Origin of the sequence: Luteibacter sp. dw_328 (assembly GCF_018449605.1) — a bacterium.
Classification (GTDB): domain Bacteria; phylum Pseudomonadota; class Gammaproteobacteria; order Xanthomonadales; family Rhodanobacteraceae; genus Luteibacter.
Window position 1 is genome coordinate 249,135 of record NZ_JAAVUW010000007.1, and the last position, 19,479, is coordinate 268,613.

Here is a 19,479-nt window from a genome sequence, read left to right on the forward strand (position 1 = left end):
GATCCCGTGTCGTCCGATGGCAATTCCCCGAACCGGCTAAAATGCCGCCATGCAACCCACTCCCCCCTCAGCCTTCCGCCTCACCGTCGCCCCCATGATGGATTGGACGGACCGCCACTGCCGCTACTTCCACCGCCTGCTCTCCCCCCATGCCCGGCTCTACACCGAGATGGTGACCAGCGCGGCCCTCGTGCGCGGCAACCAGATCCGCCTCCTCGAGCACAGCCACGAGGAGCATCCCGTGGCCCTGCAGCTGGGTGGCAGCGATCCGGTAGAGCTGGCCAAGGCGGCCGTGATGGGCGCCGAGGCCGGGTATGACGAGATCAACCTCAACGTGGGCTGCCCGTCGGACCGCGTGCAGTCAGGCAAATTTGGCGCCTGCCTCATGCGCGAACCGGGCCTGGTGGGCGAGTGCGTCCGGGCCATGGCCGATGTGGTCGACGTGCCTGTCACGGTGAAGTGCCGCATCGGCGTGGACGACCAGGACGAATACGCCGACCTCCAGCGTTTCACCACCACCATGATCGAAGCCGGGGTGGGCGTCCTCGTCGTGCACGCTCGCAAGGCATGGCTGGAAGGTCTCAGCCCGAAAGAGAATCGCGAGATTCCCCCGCTGGACTATGAGCGCGTCTACCGCCTCAAGCGCGAATTCCCCGAGCTCACGGTCGTCATCAATGGCGGCATCACCACCGTCGAGGCGGTCCGCGAGCATCTGGGCCAGGTGGACGGTGTGATGATCGGCCGCGCGGCCTACCACGACCCCTTCGTATTGGCGAAGCTGGAAGCTGACCTCTATGGCACGCCGCTGCCGGATCGCGGGGCGGTGCTGGAGCGCATGCGTATCTATATCGAGGCCGAACTGGCGCGGGGTGGCCAGCTCAAGCACATCACCCGGCACATCCTGGGGCTGTACCAGGGTGAGCCGGGAGCGCGCGGCTTCCGCCGTCACCTGAGCGAAGGCGCCCACCTTCCGGGTGCCGATTGGAGCCTGATCGAGGCCGCTATGGCGCCACTTCGCCAGGCAGCCTGATTTCGTTCAGCTTCGGGCTGGTCGGGCGTGGGCATGATCGGCCGACCAGTCTTTCTGCGCCAGACATGAAAATCACGTTTCGTCCGCTATTTTTCGCCGCACTTTGCCTTGCGTCGCCCCTTGCCGTGCAGGCCGACCAGTCTCTGACGCTGGAGCAGGCGGTAAGCAAGGTGCAAAAAGACACCGGGGGCAAGGTGTTGTCAGCGGATACGCGGCTCGTCGAGCGCGGCCGCTTTACCGAATACCGGGTCAAAGTGCTCACGCTGGACGGTCACGTCCGCGTGGTACCGATCCGAACCGAAACTGCCAAGCCCCTGGACGCGAGCGCCGGGGATAACAAGGAGAAACATTGATGCGAATCCTGCTTGTAGAGGATGAGGCCCCGCTGCGCGAGACCCTCGCCGCGCGCCTGAAGCGCGACGGCTTCGCCGTGGACGCCGCCCAGGACGGCGAAGAAGGCCTGTATCTCGGTCGTGAGGTGCCGTTCGACCTGGCCATCATCGACCTGGGTCTGCCCAAGCTGTCGGGCATGGATCTGGTCAAGGCCCTGCGCGAGCACGGTCAGCGCTACCCGATCCTGATCCTCACCGCCCGGGGTAGCTGGCAGGACAAGGTCGAAGGCCTCAAGCACGGCGCCGACGACTACCTGGTCAAGCCGTTCCACGTCGAAGAACTGTTGGCCCGCATCAACGCCCTGGTCCGTCGCGCAAGCGGCTGGTCCAAGCCGGTGCTGGCCTGCGGCCCGATCAAGCTGGACACGACGGCGCAGACGGTGACGGTCGAAGGCCGCCAGGTCGACCTCACCAGCTACGAATACAAGGTGCTGGAATACCTGATGCTGCATGCAGGCGAGCTGGTCTCCAAGGCCGACCTCACCGAGCACATCTACCAGCAGGACTTCGATCGCGACTCCAACGTGCTGGAGGTCTTCATTGGCCGCCTGCGCCGCAAGCTGGACCCGGAAAGCGCGCTCAAGCCCATCGAGACCGTGCGTGGCCGCGGCTATCGTTTCGCCATCCCGCGTAACGAAGCGGACGAAGATTGATCCATCCGGGGGCGGCGCGATCGAGACGTCGCGCCGCCCCGAGGTAAGCTCGAAGCATGGACAACGCTTCATCCACCAAACGTCGGCCTCTTTCGCTGGCCGCGCGCGCGGCGCTGGCGACTGGTTTCGCGCTCGCTGCCTTCCTGGGCCTGACCGGTCTGGCGCAGAACAAGGCGAACTACGCCTCTGAGCTGTCGGCCATGCACGACCGGCTGCACAACTACGCCATCGCCTATATCACCGGCACGGACACGACCCGTGCCGGCAAGGTCACCACGCCGGATAGCCAGCCCAATCCCGATTTTTCGCGTCCGGGCTCGGGTCTGTACGCCATCATCGTGGGCAACGATGGGTTTCGTTGGGAGTCGTCGTCGGCCCTGGGTCGCGACTTCGATTTCGTGCGCATGTTGTCGCCCGGCGAGACCGCGTTCGAACCGGTCGAGACGCGTAGCGGCAAGCTCTATGTCTTCAGCTACGGTGTATCGCTGGATACCACCGACAAGCGCAGCGTGCCGCTGACCTTCGCCGTGGCGCAGACCGAAGATCAGTTCGAGCGGCAGGTGGCCACCTACCGGCGTACGCAGTTCCTGTGGCTGGCCATGCTCGGCATGATGCTCATGCTGCTGCAGCTGTTCCTGTTGCGCTGGAGCCTGCTGCCGCTGCGTCGTGTGTCGAGTGACCTGGCACACATCGAACGTGGTACCCGGGACCACCTCGATGGACCGTACCCGGTCGAGCTCACCGTACTGACGCGTCGCCTCAACGCCTTCATCGACAGCGAGCGCGAACAGCGGTCTCGCTATCGGGACACGCTTGCGGATCTCGCGCATAGCCTGAAGACACCGCTTGCCGTGGTGCGCTCGCAACTGGAAACCGATGGCGACGCGCGCAGCCTGCGCGGCGACATCCTCGATCAGGTGCGAAAAATGGACGAAATCGTCGCATACCAGCTGTCGCGTGCGGCCACGTCAGGTCGTCGCACGATCGCTGCGGAAGAGCCCATCGCGGGTCACGCCGAGGATCTGGTGCAAAGCCTGGAGAAGGTCTACGCCGCCAAGAACGTCCTGTGCGAATTCGAGATCGACGATGGCGCCGCTTTTCCGGGCGAGCAGGGCGACTTGCTCGAGCTGATGGGCAACCTGGTCGAGAACGCCTTTAAATGGGCGTCGCATCGTGTCCTGCTTACCGCGCGCAGTAGCGGCAAGGGGAAGGGTCGTAGCGGTCTCGAGCTGATCGTCGAAGATGACGGCCCCGGCATCGCGGACGACAAGATCGAGAAAATCCTGCAGCGCGGCGTGCGTGGCGATGAGCGCGTCCAGGGCCACGGTATCGGACTGTCGATCGTGCAGGACATCGTCAAGGCATACCAGGGCGAGCTGCATGTCGACCGCTCCGAAGAACTCGGCGGCGCCCGTTTCAGTGTTCGTCTTCCGCCGGGTTGACCACGGCCGATCCCGTTGCGGCGGGTCAACTGGCCGGTGACGGTCCGTAAAAAGCGGCTAACAGGCGCGCTACGTCAGGTGCGGCTTCGCGAAGGACAGCCGGCTGCGAGAAATGCAGCTCGCTGGTGACCGCGAAATACTCTTCCGGCGCTTCGGCTGCGTAAGGATCGATCGCTGTCTTGCGGCCACGGCCGACCTGCTTCGAGAGGGTGTCGAAGCCACGTTGCATCGTCTGGATCCACTCACGGCGATTGATCGACGACGGCAGCGGCGGCACGCCGTTCGCGGGTCCGGCAAGCATGTCGAGTTTGTGCGCCATCTCGTGGATGACCACGTTGAAGCCATCCCAGGGCGCGTCGATGTCCAGCGCCACGTCGGCAAGCGACAACACCATGGGCCCGCGTTCCCAGGCCTCGCCGATCAGGGTGTCGTCACGGTCGGTGACCACGCCGGTGGGCGCGTCGTAGTGATTGCGGCGCACGTTGAACTCGCCGGGATAGACGAGCACGTTGGTCCAGCCTTTGAACGCTTTCGGGCCCTGTGGCAGGGCGGGAAGGCTTGCCTGCATGGCGATGACCAGGCGCCAGAAGTCGTCCAGCGCCGCGTCGCCCAGGGCGTGGAAGCGCTTGGTATGCAGGAAGCCGGCGGCGAGCTGGCGTAGATAGTGTGTGCGGGGTTCGTCGAGTGCGCGGACGAGGGGGAGTCGGGAGACCGCCTGCCGCCAGAGCGTGTCGTCAATCGGGGGTACCGGCGCGCGAAACCGCGCTAGTAACGACTGGACAAAGCTCATTAGTGACTACCAGACGGACTCAGAGCATCGAGCCAGGGAGCATCGACTGCCAGCTGGGCGAGGGCGAGCGCATCGGCGCAGCGCCATCGTGCGGGCCTTCGTCGGGGTCGACAGGGGACGGCACGGGCGCGGGATTATTGCTGCGCTGGGGCGCGTTGCCCGAGCGATTGGACATGGCATCGGCCGAACTGGAGTCGCGACTGCCCGACGACGAACGCGCGCTGTTGCTCTCGAACGACGACGACACCCCACCGCCCAGCGAGAGCAGGCTACCGGTCAGGTCGATGTCGGAAGCGGCGGCGGTGCCGGTGGCACCGACGAGGCACAGACATCCGAAGATGTAGGGTCTGGCGTTCATCGGTAAACCCTGAAAAACCTCCGGACATGCCGGGGGACGACCGATCCTCTCAGAAATTTCACAGAGCTGCCAGTGCTGGAGGTCCATCAAACGGACTTTCCCGGCCAATACGGGCGAAATTCTTGCTACTGCCCTAGAATCGCCGAATGTCCTGGTTTTCCCCACCCCCGACAGCGGCCGCCTGACGGCCCGACGGCTACCCATGCTCGCACGCGATCTTCTCGAAGCCCTTGCTGGAGGCGATGCCGTGTCCGGCGCCACTCTTGCCAGGACGGCCGGCGTCACGCGCGCGGCGGTCTGGAAACAGATCGAGGCGCTGCGCCTGAAAGGTGTCCCCGTGGAGGCCAAGGTCGGCGGCGGTTACCGTTTGCCATGGCCGACCGAACTGCTCGACGCGCCGCGTATTCGCGGCGGCCTTTCGCCCGCGGCGTTGGCCGGTGTCGGCATGATCGAAGTGCACTGGGATATCGACTCGACATCGAGCGAGCTGGCGCGCCGCATTCCCGTGCTGGACGACCTCGCGTTCGTCATGGCCGAGACGCAGTCGGCAGGCCGTGGCCGGCGAGGGCGCACGTGGCTCTCGCCGCCGGGAATGAACCTTTATCTGTCCGTCCTGAAGCGCTTCGATGCGGGCTTTGCGTCGCTGTCGGGCCTCTCGCTTGCCGTGGGCGTCATGCTCATCCGCGCGCTGGACGAGCTGGGCATCCGGACCGCCGGGCTCAAATGGCCCAACGACGTCCTGGCCGGTAACGCCAAGCTGGCCGGCATCCTCGTGGAGTTGTCCGGTGAATACTCGGGCCCGTGTGCGGCGATCATCGGTGTGGGCCTCAACATCCGTCTGCCGGATTCCCTCCACGAGCGCGCGGACCAGCCCATCACCGACCTGGCCTCGCTGAGCGGCGGTCAGCCGCCGGGGCGCAATCGCGTGGCAGCGGCCGTGGTCGCCTCGCTGAGCGAGGGCCTCCGCAGTTTCGAGCGCCACGGCTTCGCGGCATTTGCCACGGAATACGGTGCGAACGATCTTCTGCAGGGACAGCCGTTACGCGTGATTGATCCGCGCGGCGAGTACAACGCCACGGGCGAGGGTGTCGATGAGCGCGGTGCCTTGCGCGTGCGGCGCGCCACCGGCGAGCTGGTGACCGTCGATAGCGCGGAAATCTCGGTCCGACGGAGTGCCGCATGATCCTGCTCCTGGACCTTGGCAACACCCGTCTCAAATTCGCCATGCTCGACGGCGATAGCTTCATCCATCGCGGTGCCTTCGGCTGGGACGCGGACATCGCCCACGAACTGGCAACGCTGTGGGCCGCATGGCCCCGACCGACGCGCATTGTCGGCGCGTCCGTTGTCGACACCGCGCGGGAGACGGCGGTTGCCGTGGCCGCCGGCAACGCGTTCGGCCTTGAACCTGTGTGGGTCCGGACACCCGCGCAGGCCTGCGGCGTGACCAATGCCTATGCCGAGCCGCACCGTCTTGGTGTCGATCGTTTCCTCGCCATGGTCGACGCGCACGCCGCCGGGCGCGCTCCGTGCGTGCTGGCCAGTGTCGGTACGGCGTTGACGCTGGATGCGCTGGACGCGGAGGGTCGACATCTCGGCGGCTGGATCGCGCCCGGCCCGTTGCTCATGCAGCAGTCCGTGCTCGGCGCGACCGTGCAGGTGCGGCCAGGCCAGCCGGGTGCCGTTCGCGACCTGGCGGACAACACGGCCGACGGTCTGGCGTCAGGATGCTGGCAAGCCTGCGCGGCCCTGGTCGACCGCTTTGCCGACCGCTCGGCTGCGCTGCTCGGTGGTGCGCCCACCGTCACCCTGGGCGGCGGTGACGCCACCGTGCTGGCGCCCCTGCTCCAGCGTGAGGTGATGCTCGTGCCCGATACGGTCCTGCGCGGGTTGGCCGTCTGGGCCAAAGCGCACACTCAAGCGGATCATTTCGCCTAGAATCGCGACGCCACCGGTTCTTACAGGGGAACGCGCGCTGGCCTCACCGGAAACCCAAGGCCGCCATGCTTCTGCGTCTGATGTTCGTTCTGCTGATCGCCCTCAACATCGCGGTAGCCGCCTGGCTGCTGCTTGGCGAATCGGGCACGCATGCGGTGGATCCGGCCGACAAGGGTGTGCCCACGCTCAAGCTGCTTGCTGAACTTCCTGCACCCGCCTCGACTGTGACGGTCGCGCCACCCGCGCAGGCGTCGACGGCGGCTCCCGTCGTGGCCGCCGCGCCCGCTGTCGCCCCGGCTGCCTCGGCGGCAAAGCCGGCGACGCGCGAACCGGGAAAGAAGGAACCCGCAGAGGCCACGGCAAGTCCCGACCTCCTCGCCGCGGCGTCCACCGCAAGCGCCGCGACCAGCGCCAAGCGCAGCTACCGTTGCCTCGCCATCGGCCCCTTCACCAATCAGGTGGACCTGCGCAGCACGCGTACCGCGATCGCACCGCGCACGGTACGCAGCCGTCAGCGTCAGGAGCAGACCAGCGAGTCCCATGGCTGGCGTGTCTTCCTTCCGGCGCAGGCCACGCGGGATCTGGCGCTGGCGCAAGCGCGCCGGCTCGAGGCCAAGGGCATCAAGGATTATTTCGTGGTCACCGCCACCGGCGAGCTGCAGAACTCCGTGGCCCTCGGTCTGTTCCACGACCCTGCGAATGCAAAGAAGCGCCGCGACGAAGTCATCGCCGCAGGCTTCCCGGCGCGCATGAGCGAACGGACCGAAGTCACGCCCGTCTGGTGGCTGGACGTGGTCGTGCCCGATGACGCCAATGCCGATATTCGCCGGGGCATCCGCAGCCCCGGCGCGACCGCCAAACCGACCGGCTGCTTCTGATAAACTCCCCGCCTTCGCCGGCATAGCTCAGTTGGTAGAGCAACCGCCTTGTAAGCGGTAGGTCCCCAGTTCGAATCCGGGTGTCGGCACCAGATTCTTTTCAGACGGGTTGGAGATACACCACCCGCTGGTGCGGATCGTAAGAGTGAACCTCGGTCTCTACGATCTTCCAGTCAGGCCAGCGTTCGGCCACATATTCGAGCGTCATCGACGTGTCGCCGTAGGTGATATCACCGTCAATCGGCGCGCGTTTATGCGGGACGAAGGCGAACCCCTCTTCGCGGTGCTTCTGCTGCAACGCCTCGGCCTGGTCGGAGAACTTCGGATCATGTGGCCAGTACGTTTCCGGCCGGATGGTGATGACCAGCACGCCGTACGGGTCGATGTAATTCCGGAGGGTCGACATCACGGCGTCGGCCGTACGCTGCGACAGGTGGGTGAACACCGAAAACGCGTAGATGAGATGGAAGCGCGCCTCGAAGGGCAGCGAGGTCGGCACGTAATCGCTGACCGCCAGGTTCGCGCGCAGGTTGGCCTCCTGGCATAGCGCGATCGATTTGTCCCAAGGATCGCAACCGAACAGGTTTTCCGGCTTCGAGTGTGCGTACATAAGCCGGATCAGGCGTCCCCAGCCGCAACCGTAATCGAGCACCGACGCTTCGGAGATCGGAGTGAAGACGTGCTTTTTGTATCGACCGATGACGGCGTTGATAAATGCCGTGCTTTGGGTGAGCAGGGCCTCCCCCGAGGTGCCGGTCCAGTTCCGTTGCACCTCCTCGGCCGCCATGCGGGGAAGCGCGGCAGCGGCGTGCTTGTGCCTGGGTGGAACGCCGAGGAGCAGCTTGCCAACGCTCTCGGTATTGAGGTGTCGGAGGCTCTCGTACCCGTGGTCGAGACCGTGGGCGAAGGCGCTGTCGACATAGGACTGGAGGGCATCCTCGACGGCAAAAGTCCCGATTTCAGTGATATTGGCAGACACGGTTGTCCTTAACGTTTCTTGGAACCCGGAGCATCGGTCGGATGGTTGGCCGGGTCAATGGCATTCAGATGTCACCGCTGTGACAGAGTTGCCTGCCGATCGTCGCCAGGCCATAGACTAGGCACGGTCGGCCACCGAGATACCACCGAGAAGGGACAAATATGAAGCTCGTCCGATGGATCATCGCGATCGTCATCGTCCTCATCGTGGCGCCGTTCGTTTTCCTCTACCTGATGCAGGACCGCCTGCTTTATCCGGGGGCTGAAGCCACCGAGACCTTCGGCGATCTCACGGTCGCGCGTCCTGACCTGATGCTTCGCGGCTGGGTGCTGCATCCGGAAGCGAGCGACGCGCTGGTCGTCTTCGGTGGCAACGGCATGAGCCTGTCGCGCTTTGCATCGCGCCTGGGCCAGTGCTCCGGTCGCGCGATTTATCTCTTGCCCTACCGCGGCTACGAGGGGCAGGCGGGTACCCCGCGGGAGCGCGACCTGGTCGGCGACGGTATCGCCCTCGTCGACGAGGCAGCAAAGAAGCATGCCCACGTCGCCATTGTCGGCATCAGTCTAGGCAGCGGTATCGCGACACAGGTTGCCGCCGAGAAGCATCCGCAACGACTCGTGCTCGTCACGCCCTACGACAGCATAACCAACGTGGGCAGCGAGACCTTCGGCATACCGCTGGGCTGGTTGCTGCGCGATCACTATGAGAGCGGCCCGGCAGCTGCTCGCCTTGGCGCTGTGCCCGTGTACGTGCTGCAGGCCGCCAACGACCAGGTGATCGGCTCAGCGCGCACCGAGGCACTTGTCCGGTTGCTGCCGCGGCCGCCGGTCCGCTGGGATCGCATCGCTGCCGGTCACAACAGCATTCTTCGCACGGACGAGTTCTGCCAGGCGCTTCGGTTCTGAGTAACCGCGATCGAACGCGTCAACGAAGGTAGCGACGGTCGAACCAGAACGGTTCGGCTTCGACCTCGCTCAGTTGTGTCGCTGCGTCCGGATGCGCCGGATTGATCAGGTAGTTGGTCGAGTGCGCGAGGATGGTCGACGGTAAACGCAGGAGGAGCGTCTCGGCGCGCGCGATCCATGCATCGCCGATGGCCTGGCTCGTGGGTTCGTTGGCCTGCCAGCCCGTGGGAAGCCCGGGCGTCGGCGCAATAGTCACGGCGTCGACCACATCGATGGCGATCAACTTCAGTGTCAGCGGTATGGCCGTGACCCCGAGGCGCATATGTGCCATCGCCTCGACCATCGCCAGCGCGGGGTGCTCGGACGCATAGAGGACGGGTTTGCCGCGCGTGTGCCAGCGACCGTCCGCATGGTAGCCGCCCACCCCGCTCAGGCCGGGGTAGGACGAAATACGCCAGAGCCGCATCAGAACATGCCGTGGGCGGTGCGCAGGATGCGCGATTCGATCAGGCGGGCGCCGTTGTCGGTCGCGGCGAGCGTCATCGGCGTAACGGGCTCCTCGCCCTCGAGGTAGTCGGCTGGTGTCGTGAACCAGGTCAGCGCCATGTCCTCGTCACCGAAGAGCTCGACCGCCTCGGCGAAGACGCGCGCCACGCGTACCACCCGCTCCGACTCGACCTCGCTGAAGCGGCCTTCGGTGAGACGCCGCCGGACGGTGCTTTCGGGGGCGACCAGATTGCCCGGGAAACGCAGCTTCTCGGCGACGTGCTTATAGGCGTGGACGGTGATGCCTTTGTTGACCAGACGAACGGCATCGGCATCCGATTCGAGCTTGAGGTCGAGCAGACGGCCCATTCGGGTGAACACGGTTTCTCGGATGACATAGGGCATGGGGTCGGCATCGGCGATATAGGCGATCATGGCGCTCTCCATTTGAGCGATATTCTACGCCAAATGGTGGCTTGCCGTGATATCGGCCATTCGCCCGTTAAGGCGCCAGTGCAGCCAGCTTTTCGCGTAGGAAATCCCTCAGGTGCTGCACGGCGGGCGTGAGCTGGGCGCGGTGCGCGCTGACCATGTTCACGGGCGCCCGCTGGCCCAGGCCCGGCAACAGCTCGATCAGCCGGCCGGCGGCGATGTCGGCCACCACGTCCAGCCGCGATTTGTAGATCACCCCGTGGCCGGCCAGGCCCCAGCGGCGGACCACATCGGCATCGTCGCTGATGCGGTTGCCGCTGACGCTTACCGTGTGTGGGCCGCGGGGCAGGTCGAAGGTCCAGCGGTCGTGGATCTGCTCACCCCACAGAAAGCACAGGCAATTGTGGCTGTGCAGATCGTCCGGATGTGCCGGCGAGCCATGCCGCACGAGGTATTCCGGTGAGGCGCACAGCACACGCCGGTTATCCGGCGCGAGGGGCTGGGCGACGAGGCCGGAATCATCCAGTGCGCCGTAGCGGATTGCCGCATCGATGGGATGGCGGAGCAGGTCGGCGGCACGGTCACTGATCCACAGCTGGAGGGAGATGCCCGGATGCCGTGTCTGGAATTCGTCCAGCCAGGGCACGAGCACGTTGCGCCCCAGATCGGAAGGCAGGGACAGGCGAAGCGGTCCGGCAATCTCGCCCCGTCCTTCGGCCAGGGCCTGGCTACCGCCCATCAGGGAAGCCAGCATGGCGCGGGCGTGGGGCAGGTAACGCTCGCCGTCGTCCGAGAGCCGCATGCTACGGGTGGACCGGACGAACAGGCGGGCGCCGAGCTCACGCTCGAGCCGCTGGACGGCGTTGCTGGCCATGGCTGGCGTGGTGTCGATCAGCCGGGCGGCGGCGGAGAAGCTGCCGGCGTCAGCCGTCTGCACGAAGACTTGCAGGTCATCCAGTCGGATCATTCTCAGCGTACCGGTGAAAATACCGGCCTATCCTGCCCCAATTCACCGCCTGACGCGGTGCAACGTGGGTGTTTTGAAGGCCGGTGTAAACTTGCGGAATGAGCCCAACTACACGTTCCGTCGCCCTGATCGGCGTCCCCACCGATATCGGCGCAGGCCACCGCGGCAGTTCCATGGGTCCTGAAGCATTGCGCGTGGCGCGCCTGGGCGAGCGCCTGGCCCGGCGCGGACTGCATGTGGTCGACCGTGGCAATGTCTCCGGCCCGCTCAACCCATGGCTGCCGCCGATCGATGGCTATCGTCACCTGGGCGAAGCCGTGGCGTGGAATACCGCCGTGCACGAAGCGGTCCACGCCGAACTGATTGCCGGGAACCTGCCGATCATGCTGGGCGGCGATCATTGCCTGGCCATTGGCTCGATCTCCGCGGTCTCGCGCTACTGCCGCGATGCGGGCAAGAACCTGCGCGTACTGTGGCTGGACGCCCACGCGGACTTCAATACCAGCCAGATCACGCCGTCGGGCAATATCCACGGCATGCCCGTGGCCTGCCTCTGCGGCTACGGCCCGGACGAGCTCACTCACATCGGCGGCACCGTGCCGGCGACGACACCGGATGTTTTCCGCCAGATCGGCATCCGCTCGGTGGACGAGGGTGAGAAGCGCTTCGTCCACGAGGTCGGCATCGACATCTACGACATGCGTTATATCGACGAGATCGGTTTGAAGGCAGCGATGGAAGAAGCGCTGGCTGGCGTCGATCAGGACACCCACCTGCACGTGAGCTTCGACGTCGACTTCCTCGACCCGAGCATCGCCCCGGGCGTCGGCACCACCGTTCGTGGCGGTCCCGGCTATCGCGAAGCCCAGCTGTGCATGGAGATGATCGCCGATACCGGGCGAGTGGGCTCGCTGGATATCGTCGAGCTGAATCCGGCGTTCGACAAGCGGAACCAGACGGCGAAACTGGCGGTGGATCTCGTCGAGTCATTGTTCGGGAAGTCGACCCTGATGCGGTGAGGTGTTGAGGCGGGCTAAACTCAAAGGGTTATCGTCGCTAGCCCTCAAGGTCCCCATGCATACCCGCGTCCTCACCGGCATCACTACCACTGGCACGCCGCATCTCGGCAACTACGTCGGTGCCGTTCGTCCTGCCGTCCTTGCCAGCAAGGACCCGAACGTCGACGCGTTCTATTTCATGGCCGACTACCACGCCCTGATCAAGAGCGACGACCCCGACCGCATCGAGGCCTCGCGCTTCAAGATTGCTGCGACCTGGATCGCCGCCGGCCTGGACCCGAACGCCTCCACGTTCTACCGGCAGTCGGATATTCCCGAAGTGCCGGAGCTGATGTGGCTGCTGACGTGCGTGACCGCCAAGGGCCTGCTCAATCGCGCCCACGCCTACAAGGCAGCGGTGGATCGCAATGTCGAGGCCAATGAAGATGCGGACGCCGGCATCACCGCGGGCCTGTACATGTATCCGGTGCTGATGGCCGCCGACATCCTCGCGTTCAACGCGAACAAGGTGCCGGTGGGACGCGATCAGATCCAGCACATTGAAATGGCGCGCGACATCGCGCAACGCTTCAACCATACCTTCGGGCGCGAATTCTTCGTCATGCCCGAGGCGCAGATCGAAGAGCAGGTCGCCACCTTGCCCGGCCTCGATGGCCGGAAGATGTCCAAGAGCTACGACAACACCGTGCCGCTTTTCGAGGGTGGTTCGAAGGGCCTGCGCGACGCCATCATGAAGATCGTGACCGATTCGCGTGCGCCGGGCGAGCCGAAGGACACCGACGACTCCGCGCTGTTCACCATCTTCAAGGCCTTCGCCACGCCGGCCGAAACCTCGGCCTTTGCCGACGCGCTGCACCGTGGCATTGGCTGGGGCGAAGCGAAGCAGGTGCTGTTCGAGCGTGTCGAGGCCGATGTCGCGCCGATGCGCGAGCGCTACGAGGCACTGATGTCCCGGCCGGACGACATGGAAGACATCCTGCTTGCCGGCGCGGCCAAGGCGCGTGCGATTGCCGGCCCCCTGGTCGAGACGCTACGCGACGCCGTAGGCCTGCGCAGCGCGCGCCGTCGCAGCGCTCCGAGCGTCGAGCCTGTCGCCACGAAGGCGGCGACCAAGGTCAAGCCACCGCGTTTCGCCAGCTTCCGCGACGACGACGGCAGTTTCCGCTTCCGCCTGTTTGGCACCGATGGCGAAGAGCTGCTGCTGTCGACGTCCTTTGCCGATCCCAAGGCGGCAGGCGTGCTGCGCCAGACGTTGTCGACGGTGGGTGGGACGAAGGCGGTGATCGAATCGCAAGGCGACCATGTGGCCTTGCTGGTCAACGGTGAGGTGATCGCCAATGGCGCGTCGTATCCGGACGAAGTCGCGCGTGCCGCGGCGGTCCTTCGACTGCGGACTGCCCTGGACGCCCTCGCCGCGGCACAGGACTGACCATGCGCTATCTGGCCCTCATGCTGCTGGCGCCCTGGCTGATCGTGTTGGGTTGGGCTTACTGGGCTTACCCGAAAGCCTTGCTGAAGAATGTCACGCGTCGATCGTTCGACGTGCTGGCCCTGGTCGCGGCAGTCGCCACGGCGGTGCAGGCGGCGATGACGTCCTTCGATGCCGTGGTCATACCGGCTGCCGACAAGTTCGGTCCGAAGAGCGGTGCCATCTGGCAGCAGGTCGTCCCTGCGTTGTGGGGCTACGGCGCGTTCGTTGCCGTGCTGGTCGTCGCGCTGATCATCCGGCAGATCGTCTGGAAGCCTCGCGCTCCGTAAAGCGCGCGGTTTCAGCCGCGCAGGCGCTTGGTCAGGCCCTTGAGGAAATTACGCAGGAACTGGTCGCCGCAGAGGCGGAAGTTGCTGTGCTTGGGCTGGCGGAAGAGGGCGTTGATCTCGCCACGGGTCACCTTGAAGCTGGCGGCGGCCATGAGCTCGAGGATGTCGTCTTCCTTCAGCTCGAAGGCGACGCGTAGCTTCTTCAGCACTACGTTGTTGTTGATGCGTGCTTCGACGGGGCGTGACGGCTGGCTTTCGTCGCGGCCGCGACGCTGCAGGATCAGGCCGTCGAGAAAATGGGCCATGGCCAGGTCGGGCATCTCGACGAAGCCGGGTTCGTCTTCCTTGAGCAACCAGGGGTCGACGGATTCACGGCTGGCTTCGAAGCCGGTGAGCTTGAGGATCTCGACCACATGGACCTCACCGAGGTCGAGCATGTAGCGGATGCTGCGTAGGGTGTCGTTGTTGAGCATGCGCATAGGGTAGCACTGAGGCGGGTCCTATCGCCGCTGAAGCGGCTCCCACAGAGGGTCCGCGCCGTTGGGAGGGTGACGCCCGCCGACAGAAGGACGCCGCTGAAGCGGTAGCCTGGTGGAAGAGAATCCTCTCCCATCAGGCTGATCCGGGTCCGTTCGGGCTCAGAACGTCTTTTCGATGCCCAGCAGGATCGACTGGTTGGCGTGGGTCGCGGCATCGAACAGGGCCTGGTACTCCACCCGCAAGGTAAGTCCGCTATTGAACTGCGCTTGCGCGCCGATCCCGAGCAGTGCGTGGTTGCGCGCCGTGCTGCCGACGTTGGCCCGATAGAGCGGCCCGGCGAGCAGATCCGCGTAGCTCATGGTGGCGTCGCTGCTTCCCTGGAAATCACGCTGGTACTCCACTCGCACGCGCGGCACCAACATGCCGAAGTCGCGTTTGAGGCGGAATTCCGCGCGCAGGCCCAGGGCACCGGTCGAGGTCCGCACGTTCTGACCCCGGTAGTCGAGCGCGTACGTGGAGTCGCCATGCTCGGTATAGCCGTCCAGCTGGGCACGTGCCAGGTCCAGGCGTCCGTACGGCGTCAGGCGCATGCTGCCGTTGTCGTGTTCGTATCCGACCGCGACCGATGCGAATGCCTGCTTGCCGTCGCGGCTGCCGGTGACGCGTCCGCCATCCGCCGTGACGTAGCGGCGGGCATCGAAGTCCAGCCATTGGTAGCCGATCAGCGTGTCGATATACGTCGCGTCGCTTGGTCGCAGGCTGGCGTAGAGGGCGATGTTGTAAGCCGTCGCGGAACTGTGGCTGCCCATCTTGCCGATGTCGCTGCTGTCGTGGCCGTAGCCGACACCCAGGCCCAGCGTGAGGGCATTCGACAGACGTTTGTCCGCGCCGACGCTGACGCCTGATGTCGTGAAGTCCACACCGTTGGTCGCGGCGCCGCGATCGGTCGAACCGAAGTTCACGGCACCGCCGGTCCAGAAGGCGACATCATCCGGCGAGCTCGATCCTTCCTGCACCGGCGAACCCTTCGGCTCCGGCTGCAGGAAGTTCGGGCCGTTCGGATCGGTCATCGCATCCGCCACACCCTTACCCGGACGAGTCGTATCCGTAGGCGTGCGACCGCCACCGGAACTGAAACTCAGCCCGTTGCTGAAGCGTGAGTTAGCGGCCCCATGCAACGATTCCAGGCGCTGCTGGAAGTTCGAGATCTGCCCCGTCGCCATGCGCCGCGTGGAATCCACCTGCGCACCGAGGACGCCGAGCACTTCCGGATCCTTCGACGGATCCGGCCGCGCGGTCACCGTGATCGTCACGGTCGCCGGTTGCGATGTCGCATAGGCGTTGGCGAGCGTGTAGACCAGTTGTGCCTGGCCGGAGAAAGCGGCCGCTGCCGCGAAGTCAAGGCGATAGCCGTTCGCCGTCTTCACGATCGTTCCGTGCCCTGCTTGCGTGGGTGAAAGCGAAACCACCGTGGCGTCGGTGAACGGACCGCCACGCGCAGCGGACGTGAGGTCCACCTGCACGTTCTGTCCCGCGGCAACCGTCGCACTCAACGCGGGAGCGACGGGTCGTTCCTGCAGCGTCACCGTCACCGTGCCCGGCTGAGATGCACCGAAGGCGTTGGACACGGTGTAGGTGAAGTGCTGGATACCGCTGGCATCCGCAGGTGCGGCGTAGACGATATTCGTGCCGTTCACGGTGGCCGTGCCGACGGTGGGCGCGGTGACGATAGCCACCGTGGTGAAGGGGCCGCCGGTGGCGCCCGTGGTGGCATTGACGGTGACCGGATTGCCGGCCGTCGCCGTGACGGCCTGGTTGGTTACGATCGGGACGGCACCCGCCTGCACGGTGACGGTGACTGTGGCGGCACTCGATGTACCGCCGGGACCGGTTGCCGTGTAAGTGAAGGTGTCGGTACCGAAGAAGTTGGCGGCAGGCGTGTAGCTGATCGACAGGCCGTTAGCGACCGCCGCACCGTGTGCGGGATTACTCGCCACGGTGACCGACGTGATCACGCCGGTGTCGTTGGTGGTGACCGGAATCGAGACGGCCTGGTTAGCCGGCGTGCTGGCTGTATCGGCCACGGCAACCGGTATGGCATCGCCGATCGTGACGGTATAAGCATGCGTCCCCGTCATGCCGTGCGCGTCGGTGGCCTGGATGGTGAACGATGCCGGGCCGTGTACCGTCGGGGTGCCGGCAAGGATGCCGCCCGGGGATAGCGTGAGGCCCTGCGGTAAAGCACCCGAGCTGACGATGAATGTGTAAGCCGCGACACCGCCGGTTCCCGTCAGTGTCGTGGTGTAGGCAGTGGCCACGATGCCGTTCGGCAAGGTAGCCGGCGAGATGCCTACGGTGACGGCTGCGATCGTCAGCGTATACGCACGGCTGACCGTCACGGGAACGGCGCTGCCGTCGGTGACCGACACGGTGAAGGGGAAGCTCCCCGTCACGGTCGGCGTGCCGCTCAGCAGTCCGCTTGCCGCATCGAACGTCATGCCCGCGGGCAAACTACCCGTTTGCGACAACGTGCGCGGTGCTGAACCACCGCTACTGGTAAAGGCGACGCTGCTGCTCACACCGTAGGTCGCCGTAAGCGCCGGGCTCGCTGGCAACAGGACGAGCGGATCCGCATCGACGGTCAGCGTCGTGTTGATCGTCGTGCTGAAGGGCGCGCCGGTGCCGGTCGTGCTGTCCGTCGCATGGACCGTGACCGGGAAGCTGCCAGCCTGGGTGGGCGTGCCGCTTATCGTACCGTTGGCAAAACTCAGGCCCGGGGGCAGTGCACCGGTTTCGGTGATCGTATAAGCAGGCGTGCCGCCGCTCGCGGTGAACGCTCCGGTGAAGGCTTGCCCGACATGGGCATTCGCCAATGTTCCCGGCGAGACCGTGATGGTCGGCGCGGCGATGGTGAAGCTATAGAGCCGGCTTCCCGTGCTGCCGAAGGCATCGGTCGCGGTCGTCGTGACGCTGAAGGTGCCTGCGGCAGTCGGCATACCGGACAGCGTGCCGCCCGCGGAGAGCGTCAGACCTGCCGGCAGCGCGCCTCCAGTGACCGCGTAAGTGTAGGTGCCGCTTCCCCCGGTGGCCGTGACGGACTGCGTGTAGGGCGTCCCGATCGCGGGAGCCGGCAAGGTGGTCGGCGCGATCGTGATTGTCGGTGGGCTGACGGTCAGCGTGTACGCAAGTTGCTTCGTGAACGGTGCACCCGTGCCGGTGGAGCTGTCGGTGACGGTGACGGTGAAGTTATATGTGCCCGCTGCCGTGGGTTGGCCTGACAGTACGCCGGTCGACGGCGACAGGGAAACGCCGGGCGGAAGCGTGCCCGTCGAGCTGAACGTGTAGGGAGCGGTACCGCCGCCGGCGATCAACGCCGACGAGTAAGCCTGACCCACCACACCCGCAGGGACGCTGCCTGGCGTGAGGGTGATCGTCGGCGCAGCCACGGTGCCGCTGTACGCTCGCGGTGAGCTGGAAAAGCTGAGGCTGTCGGTTGCCGTGACGGATACGTTGAACGGCCCGGCCGCCGTCGGCGTTCCGCTTATCGTATCGCCGGTAAACGTCAATCCGGCGGGCAGGGTGCCCGTCATGGCGAAGGTGTAGCCAGGCGTACCACCCGACGCAGTGAGCACTTGCGAATAGGCAACGCCAACGGTTGGGGTTGGCAACGTCGCCGGCGCGATGGCGATCGTCGGGGCGTTCACGGTGAGGGTATAGGCGGTGCTCATCGTGAAGTTCAGGGCGTCGGTCGCCTTGATCGTGATGGGGAAAGAGCCTCCCGCCATCGCGGTGCCGGATAGCGTGTTGCCCGTGAGCGTTATCCCGCTGGGCAGCGAGCCGGACGTGACGGCGAACGTGTAGGGCGACGATCCACCGGACGCGCTGAGCGACTGCGAGTAGGCGACGCCTGCCGTCGCCGCGGGCAAGGTCGCTGGCGTGATGGCGATGACGGGAGCGGCTGGCGTCACGGTGTAGGCGAGCTGTCCGGTAAACGGTGCTCCCGTACCCGTCGAGCTATCGGTAGCCTTGAGGGTGAACGTCGCGGCGTTCGCCGTCGTCGGCGTACCCGAGACGACGCCAGAGGTAGAGATCACCAGGCCGGGGGGAAGCGCGCCGCTGATGAGCTGAAAGGTGTAGGGCGCCGTACCGCCGGAGGCGGTGACGGTCTGGGTGTACGGCACACCGGCGCTGCCGTTCGGAAGCGCGCCCAGATTGATCGCCGTCGGCGCGGTCACTGACAACGCAAGATTCTTCGCGCTGGTGTGGCTGCCGCTGTCGGTTACCGTGAATGTCGGGCTGAAGTTGCCGGCTTGCGTGGGTGTGCCGCTGACGACACCTGCCGAGGAAACGGTGATGCCCGCGGGGAGCGCGCCGCTGCTCAGCGACCACGTATAGGGAGCAGTGCCGCCGCTGGCGGCGAGTGTCTGGTTGTAGACCGCGCCGATCGCACCATTGGGCAAGGCAGCCGTGGTGATCGTCGGGTTCGTCTGGATGATGGTGACCGTCACCTCGATCGCCGTGTTATCGCCAGAATCGCGAACAGAGAAATTGTCGCTGGTGGCAGTGTCCCCGGCCGTATGGGTGTAATAAATAATACCGCTGCCGTTGAGGTTGCTTGGATTCGCCGTGGGGCCATCCGGGGCGAACCCATGTTCGGGCGGACGTATCACGCCGGCGATGCCGAATACGGAGCAATCGCTTGCATCGGCGGTGCCGCTGCCGCCCGCTGTGACAGTGATGTGCTCAACCGGGCAAGTGGTGGCATGTGCCACACCACCCAGCATCAGCAGACAAAAGAAGACAAGCCACCTTGCGCAGCGTACGCGCGTGCGACCGGAGGCGACCGGCGTGCGGTCTCCGAAGAAAAGCGTTTTCATAATGTCCCCTGTTCCCTGACGCCGCTGTCCTGTCGCGCATACGCGCGCCTTCTTGCGAAGCGGCGCGGGTAGTATCGGGGCGAGTGCGATCCAGC

At 65.5% G+C, this 19,479-nt stretch carries 19 protein-coding genes and 1 tRNA gene; 12 read left to right on the top strand and 8 right to left on the bottom strand.

Annotated elements, in window-relative coordinates:
- The first annotated feature begins 49 nt into the window (after nt 1-49).
- The 4 genes from dusA (at nt 50) to HB634_RS17995 (ending at nt 3,517) form a co-directional block, all read left to right on the top strand.
- A complete protein-coding gene (gene dusA / locus HB634_RS17980; RefSeq protein WP_213949587.1) occupies nt 50-1,030 on the top strand; it encodes a tRNA dihydrouridine(20/20a) synthase DusA in 981 nt (326 codons plus the stop codon).
- Nucleotides 1,031-1,095: 65 nt separating this feature from the next.
- Nucleotides 1,096-1,383: a hypothetical protein gene (locus HB634_RS17985; protein WP_213949588.1), complete on the top strand. Its 288-nt coding sequence runs from the start codon at nt 1,096-1,098 to the stop codon at nt 1,381-1,383.
- Nucleotides 1,383-2,075, top strand: coding sequence for a response regulator transcription factor (locus HB634_RS17990; RefSeq protein ID WP_036115892.1), 693 nt, complete (start codon nt 1,383-1,385; stop codon nt 2,073-2,075). The genes HB634_RS17985 and HB634_RS17990 overlap by 1 nt, the downstream gene beginning before the upstream one ends.
- Before the next feature lie 56 nt (nt 2,076-2,131).
- Nucleotides 2,132-3,517 carry an ATP-binding protein gene (locus tag HB634_RS17995; RefSeq protein ID WP_213949589.1) on the top strand — a complete coding sequence of 462 codons (1,386 nt, stop codon included), beginning with the start codon at nt 2,132-2,134 and terminating at the stop codon, nt 3,515-3,517.
- Nucleotides 3,518-3,542: 25 nt separating this feature from the next.
- On the opposite strand, the gene HB634_RS18000 is transcribed toward HB634_RS17995, so the two are convergent.
- Both HB634_RS18000 and HB634_RS18005 read right to left on the bottom strand, forming a co-directional pair.
- Entirely contained in the window at nt 3,543-4,307 is a 765-nt protein-coding gene (locus HB634_RS18000) for a M90 family metallopeptidase (protein ID WP_213949590.1), read from the bottom strand.
- 19 nt (nt 4,308-4,326) lie between these two features.
- Entirely contained in the window at nt 4,327-4,665 is a 339-nt protein-coding gene (locus HB634_RS18005) for a hypothetical protein (protein ID WP_063572488.1), read from the bottom strand.
- Between the two features lie 202 nt (nt 4,666-4,867).
- Between HB634_RS18005 and HB634_RS18010 the strand changes: the two genes are divergently transcribed.
- The 4 genes from HB634_RS18010 to HB634_RS18025 all read left to right on the top strand — a co-directional run bounded on the left by HB634_RS18010 (nt 4,868) and on the right by HB634_RS18025 (nt 7,573).
- Nucleotides 4,868-5,848, top strand: coding sequence for a biotin--[acetyl-CoA-carboxylase] ligase (locus HB634_RS18010; protein WP_213949591.1), 981 nt, complete (start codon nt 4,868-4,870; stop codon nt 5,846-5,848).
- Nucleotides 5,845-6,603 (top strand): type III pantothenate kinase, encoded by a 759-nt coding sequence (locus HB634_RS18015; RefSeq protein WP_213949592.1) that lies wholly within the window; start codon nt 5,845-5,847, stop codon nt 6,601-6,603. The genes HB634_RS18010 and HB634_RS18015 overlap by 4 nt, the downstream gene beginning before the upstream one ends.
- A 65-nt stretch (nt 6,604-6,668) precedes the next feature.
- Nucleotides 6,669-7,481, top strand: coding sequence for an SPOR domain-containing protein (locus tag HB634_RS18020; protein WP_213949593.1), 813 nt, complete (start codon nt 6,669-6,671; stop codon nt 7,479-7,481).
- Nucleotides 7,482-7,497: 16 nt separating this feature from the next.
- Nucleotides 7,498-7,573 (top strand) — tRNA-Thr (locus HB634_RS18025).
- 8 nt (nt 7,574-7,581) lie between these two features.
- Here HB634_RS18025 and HB634_RS18030 read toward each other — a convergent pair.
- On the bottom strand, nt 7,582-8,460 hold the full coding sequence (locus HB634_RS18030) for a class I SAM-dependent methyltransferase (protein WP_213949594.1): 879 nt from the start codon (nt 8,458-8,460) through the stop codon (nt 7,582-7,584).
- Between the two features lie 161 nt (nt 8,461-8,621).
- Between HB634_RS18030 and HB634_RS18035 the strand changes: the two genes are divergently transcribed.
- The gene (locus tag HB634_RS18035) at nt 8,622-9,365 is read left to right on the top strand and encodes a hypothetical protein (protein ID WP_213949595.1); all 744 of its coding nucleotides are present in this window, start codon (nt 8,622-8,624) and stop codon (nt 9,363-9,365) included.
- A 19-nt stretch (nt 9,366-9,384) separates the two neighbouring features.
- Here HB634_RS18035 and HB634_RS18040 read toward each other — a convergent pair whose 3' ends face one another.
- The 3 genes from HB634_RS18040 to HB634_RS18050 all read right to left on the bottom strand — a co-directional run bounded on the left by HB634_RS18040 (nt 9,385) and on the right by HB634_RS18050 (nt 11,250).
- Entirely contained in the window at nt 9,385-9,831 is a 447-nt protein-coding gene (locus HB634_RS18040; RefSeq protein WP_213949596.1) for an RES family NAD+ phosphorylase, read from the bottom strand.
- The gene (locus tag HB634_RS18045; RefSeq protein WP_213949597.1) at nt 9,831-10,286 is read right to left on the bottom strand and encodes an antitoxin Xre/MbcA/ParS toxin-binding domain-containing protein; all 456 of its coding nucleotides are present in this window, start codon (nt 10,284-10,286) and stop codon (nt 9,831-9,833) included. Before HB634_RS18045 ends, HB634_RS18040 begins: the two co-directional genes overlap by 1 nt.
- A 67-nt stretch (nt 10,287-10,353) precedes the next feature.
- A complete protein-coding gene (locus HB634_RS18050) occupies nt 10,354-11,250 on the bottom strand; it encodes a LysR family transcriptional regulator (protein WP_213949598.1) in 897 nt (298 codons plus the stop codon).
- 98 nt (nt 11,251-11,348) lie between these two features.
- Here HB634_RS18050 and rocF point away from each other — a divergent pair, with 98 nt between their 5' ends.
- Genes rocF through HB634_RS18065 form a run of 3 tightly spaced genes read left to right on the top strand, consistent with a single transcriptional unit; the run spans nt 11,349 to nt 14,027 of the window.
- A complete protein-coding gene (gene rocF / locus HB634_RS18055; RefSeq protein WP_213949599.1) occupies nt 11,349-12,269 on the top strand; it encodes an arginase in 921 nt (306 codons plus the stop codon).
- Between the two features lie 55 nt (nt 12,270-12,324).
- Nucleotides 12,325-13,698: a tryptophan--tRNA ligase gene (locus HB634_RS18060; RefSeq protein ID WP_213949600.1), complete on the top strand. Its 1,374-nt coding sequence runs from the start codon at nt 12,325-12,327 to the stop codon at nt 13,696-13,698.
- A 2-nt stretch (nt 13,699-13,700) separates the two neighbouring features.
- Entirely contained in the window at nt 13,701-14,027 is a 327-nt protein-coding gene (locus HB634_RS18065; protein ID WP_213949601.1) for a hypothetical protein, read from the top strand.
- 11 nt (nt 14,028-14,038) lie between these two features.
- On the opposite strand, the gene HB634_RS18070 is transcribed toward HB634_RS18065, so the two are convergent.
- Together HB634_RS18070 and HB634_RS18075 are read right to left on the bottom strand one after the other, a co-directional pair.
- Entirely contained in the window at nt 14,039-14,500 is a 462-nt protein-coding gene (locus tag HB634_RS18070; protein ID WP_063573948.1) for a DUF1456 family protein, read from the bottom strand.
- Nucleotides 14,501-14,665: 165 nt separating this feature from the next.
- On the bottom strand, nt 14,666-19,384 hold the full coding sequence (locus tag HB634_RS18075) for a putative Ig domain-containing protein (protein WP_213949602.1): 4,719 nt from the start codon (nt 19,382-19,384) through the stop codon (nt 14,666-14,668).
- Between the last annotated feature and the right edge of the window lie 95 nt (nt 19,385-19,479).

What these genes read in the sequence shown, in the direction of transcription:
- dusA (WP_213949587.1), top strand. Translation starts at nt 50, where the DNA reads ATGCAACCCACTCCCCCCTCAGCCTTCCGCCTCACCGTCGCCCCCATG.
- HB634_RS17985 (WP_213949588.1), top strand. Translation starts at nt 1,096, where the DNA reads ATGAAAATCACGTTTCGTCCGCTATTTTTCGCCGCACTTTGCCTTGCG.
- HB634_RS17990 (WP_036115892.1), top strand. Translation starts at nt 1,383, where the DNA reads ATGCGAATCCTGCTTGTAGAGGATGAGGCCCCGCTGCGCGAGACCCTC.
- HB634_RS17995 (WP_213949589.1), top strand. Translation starts at nt 2,132, where the DNA reads ATGGACAACGCTTCATCCACCAAACGTCGGCCTCTTTCGCTGGCCGCG.
- HB634_RS18000 (WP_213949590.1), bottom strand. Translation starts at nt 4,307, where the DNA reads ATGAGCTTTGTCCAGTCGTTACTAGCGCGGTTTCGCGCGCCGGTACCC.
- HB634_RS18005 (WP_063572488.1), bottom strand. Translation starts at nt 4,665, where the DNA reads ATGAACGCCAGACCCTACATCTTCGGATGTCTGTGCCTCGTCGGTGCC.
- HB634_RS18010 (WP_213949591.1), top strand. Translation starts at nt 4,868, where the DNA reads ATGCTCGCACGCGATCTTCTCGAAGCCCTTGCTGGAGGCGATGCCGTG.
- HB634_RS18015 (WP_213949592.1), top strand. Translation starts at nt 5,845, where the DNA reads ATGATCCTGCTCCTGGACCTTGGCAACACCCGTCTCAAATTCGCCATG.
- HB634_RS18020 (WP_213949593.1), top strand. Translation starts at nt 6,669, where the DNA reads ATGCTTCTGCGTCTGATGTTCGTTCTGCTGATCGCCCTCAACATCGCG.
- HB634_RS18035 (WP_213949595.1), top strand. Translation starts at nt 8,622, where the DNA reads ATGAAGCTCGTCCGATGGATCATCGCGATCGTCATCGTCCTCATCGTG.
- HB634_RS18040 (WP_213949596.1), bottom strand. Translation starts at nt 9,831, where the DNA reads ATGCGGCTCTGGCGTATTTCGTCCTACCCCGGCCTGAGCGGGGTGGGC.
- HB634_RS18045 (WP_213949597.1), bottom strand. Translation starts at nt 10,286, where the DNA reads ATGATCGCCTATATCGCCGATGCCGACCCCATGCCCTATGTCATCCGA.
- HB634_RS18050 (WP_213949598.1), bottom strand. Translation starts at nt 11,250, where the DNA reads ATGATCCGACTGGATGACCTGCAAGTCTTCGTGCAGACGGCTGACGCC.
- rocF (WP_213949599.1), top strand. Translation starts at nt 11,349, where the DNA reads ATGAGCCCAACTACACGTTCCGTCGCCCTGATCGGCGTCCCCACCGAT.
- HB634_RS18060 (WP_213949600.1), top strand. Translation starts at nt 12,325, where the DNA reads ATGCATACCCGCGTCCTCACCGGCATCACTACCACTGGCACGCCGCAT.
- HB634_RS18065 (WP_213949601.1), top strand. Translation starts at nt 13,701, where the DNA reads ATGCGCTATCTGGCCCTCATGCTGCTGGCGCCCTGGCTGATCGTGTTG.
- HB634_RS18070 (WP_063573948.1), bottom strand. Translation starts at nt 14,500, where the DNA reads ATGCTCAACAACGACACCCTACGCAGCATCCGCTACATGCTCGACCTC.
- HB634_RS18075 (WP_213949602.1), bottom strand. Translation starts at nt 19,384, where the DNA reads ATGAAAACGCTTTTCTTCGGAGACCGCACGCCGGTCGCCTCCGGTCGC.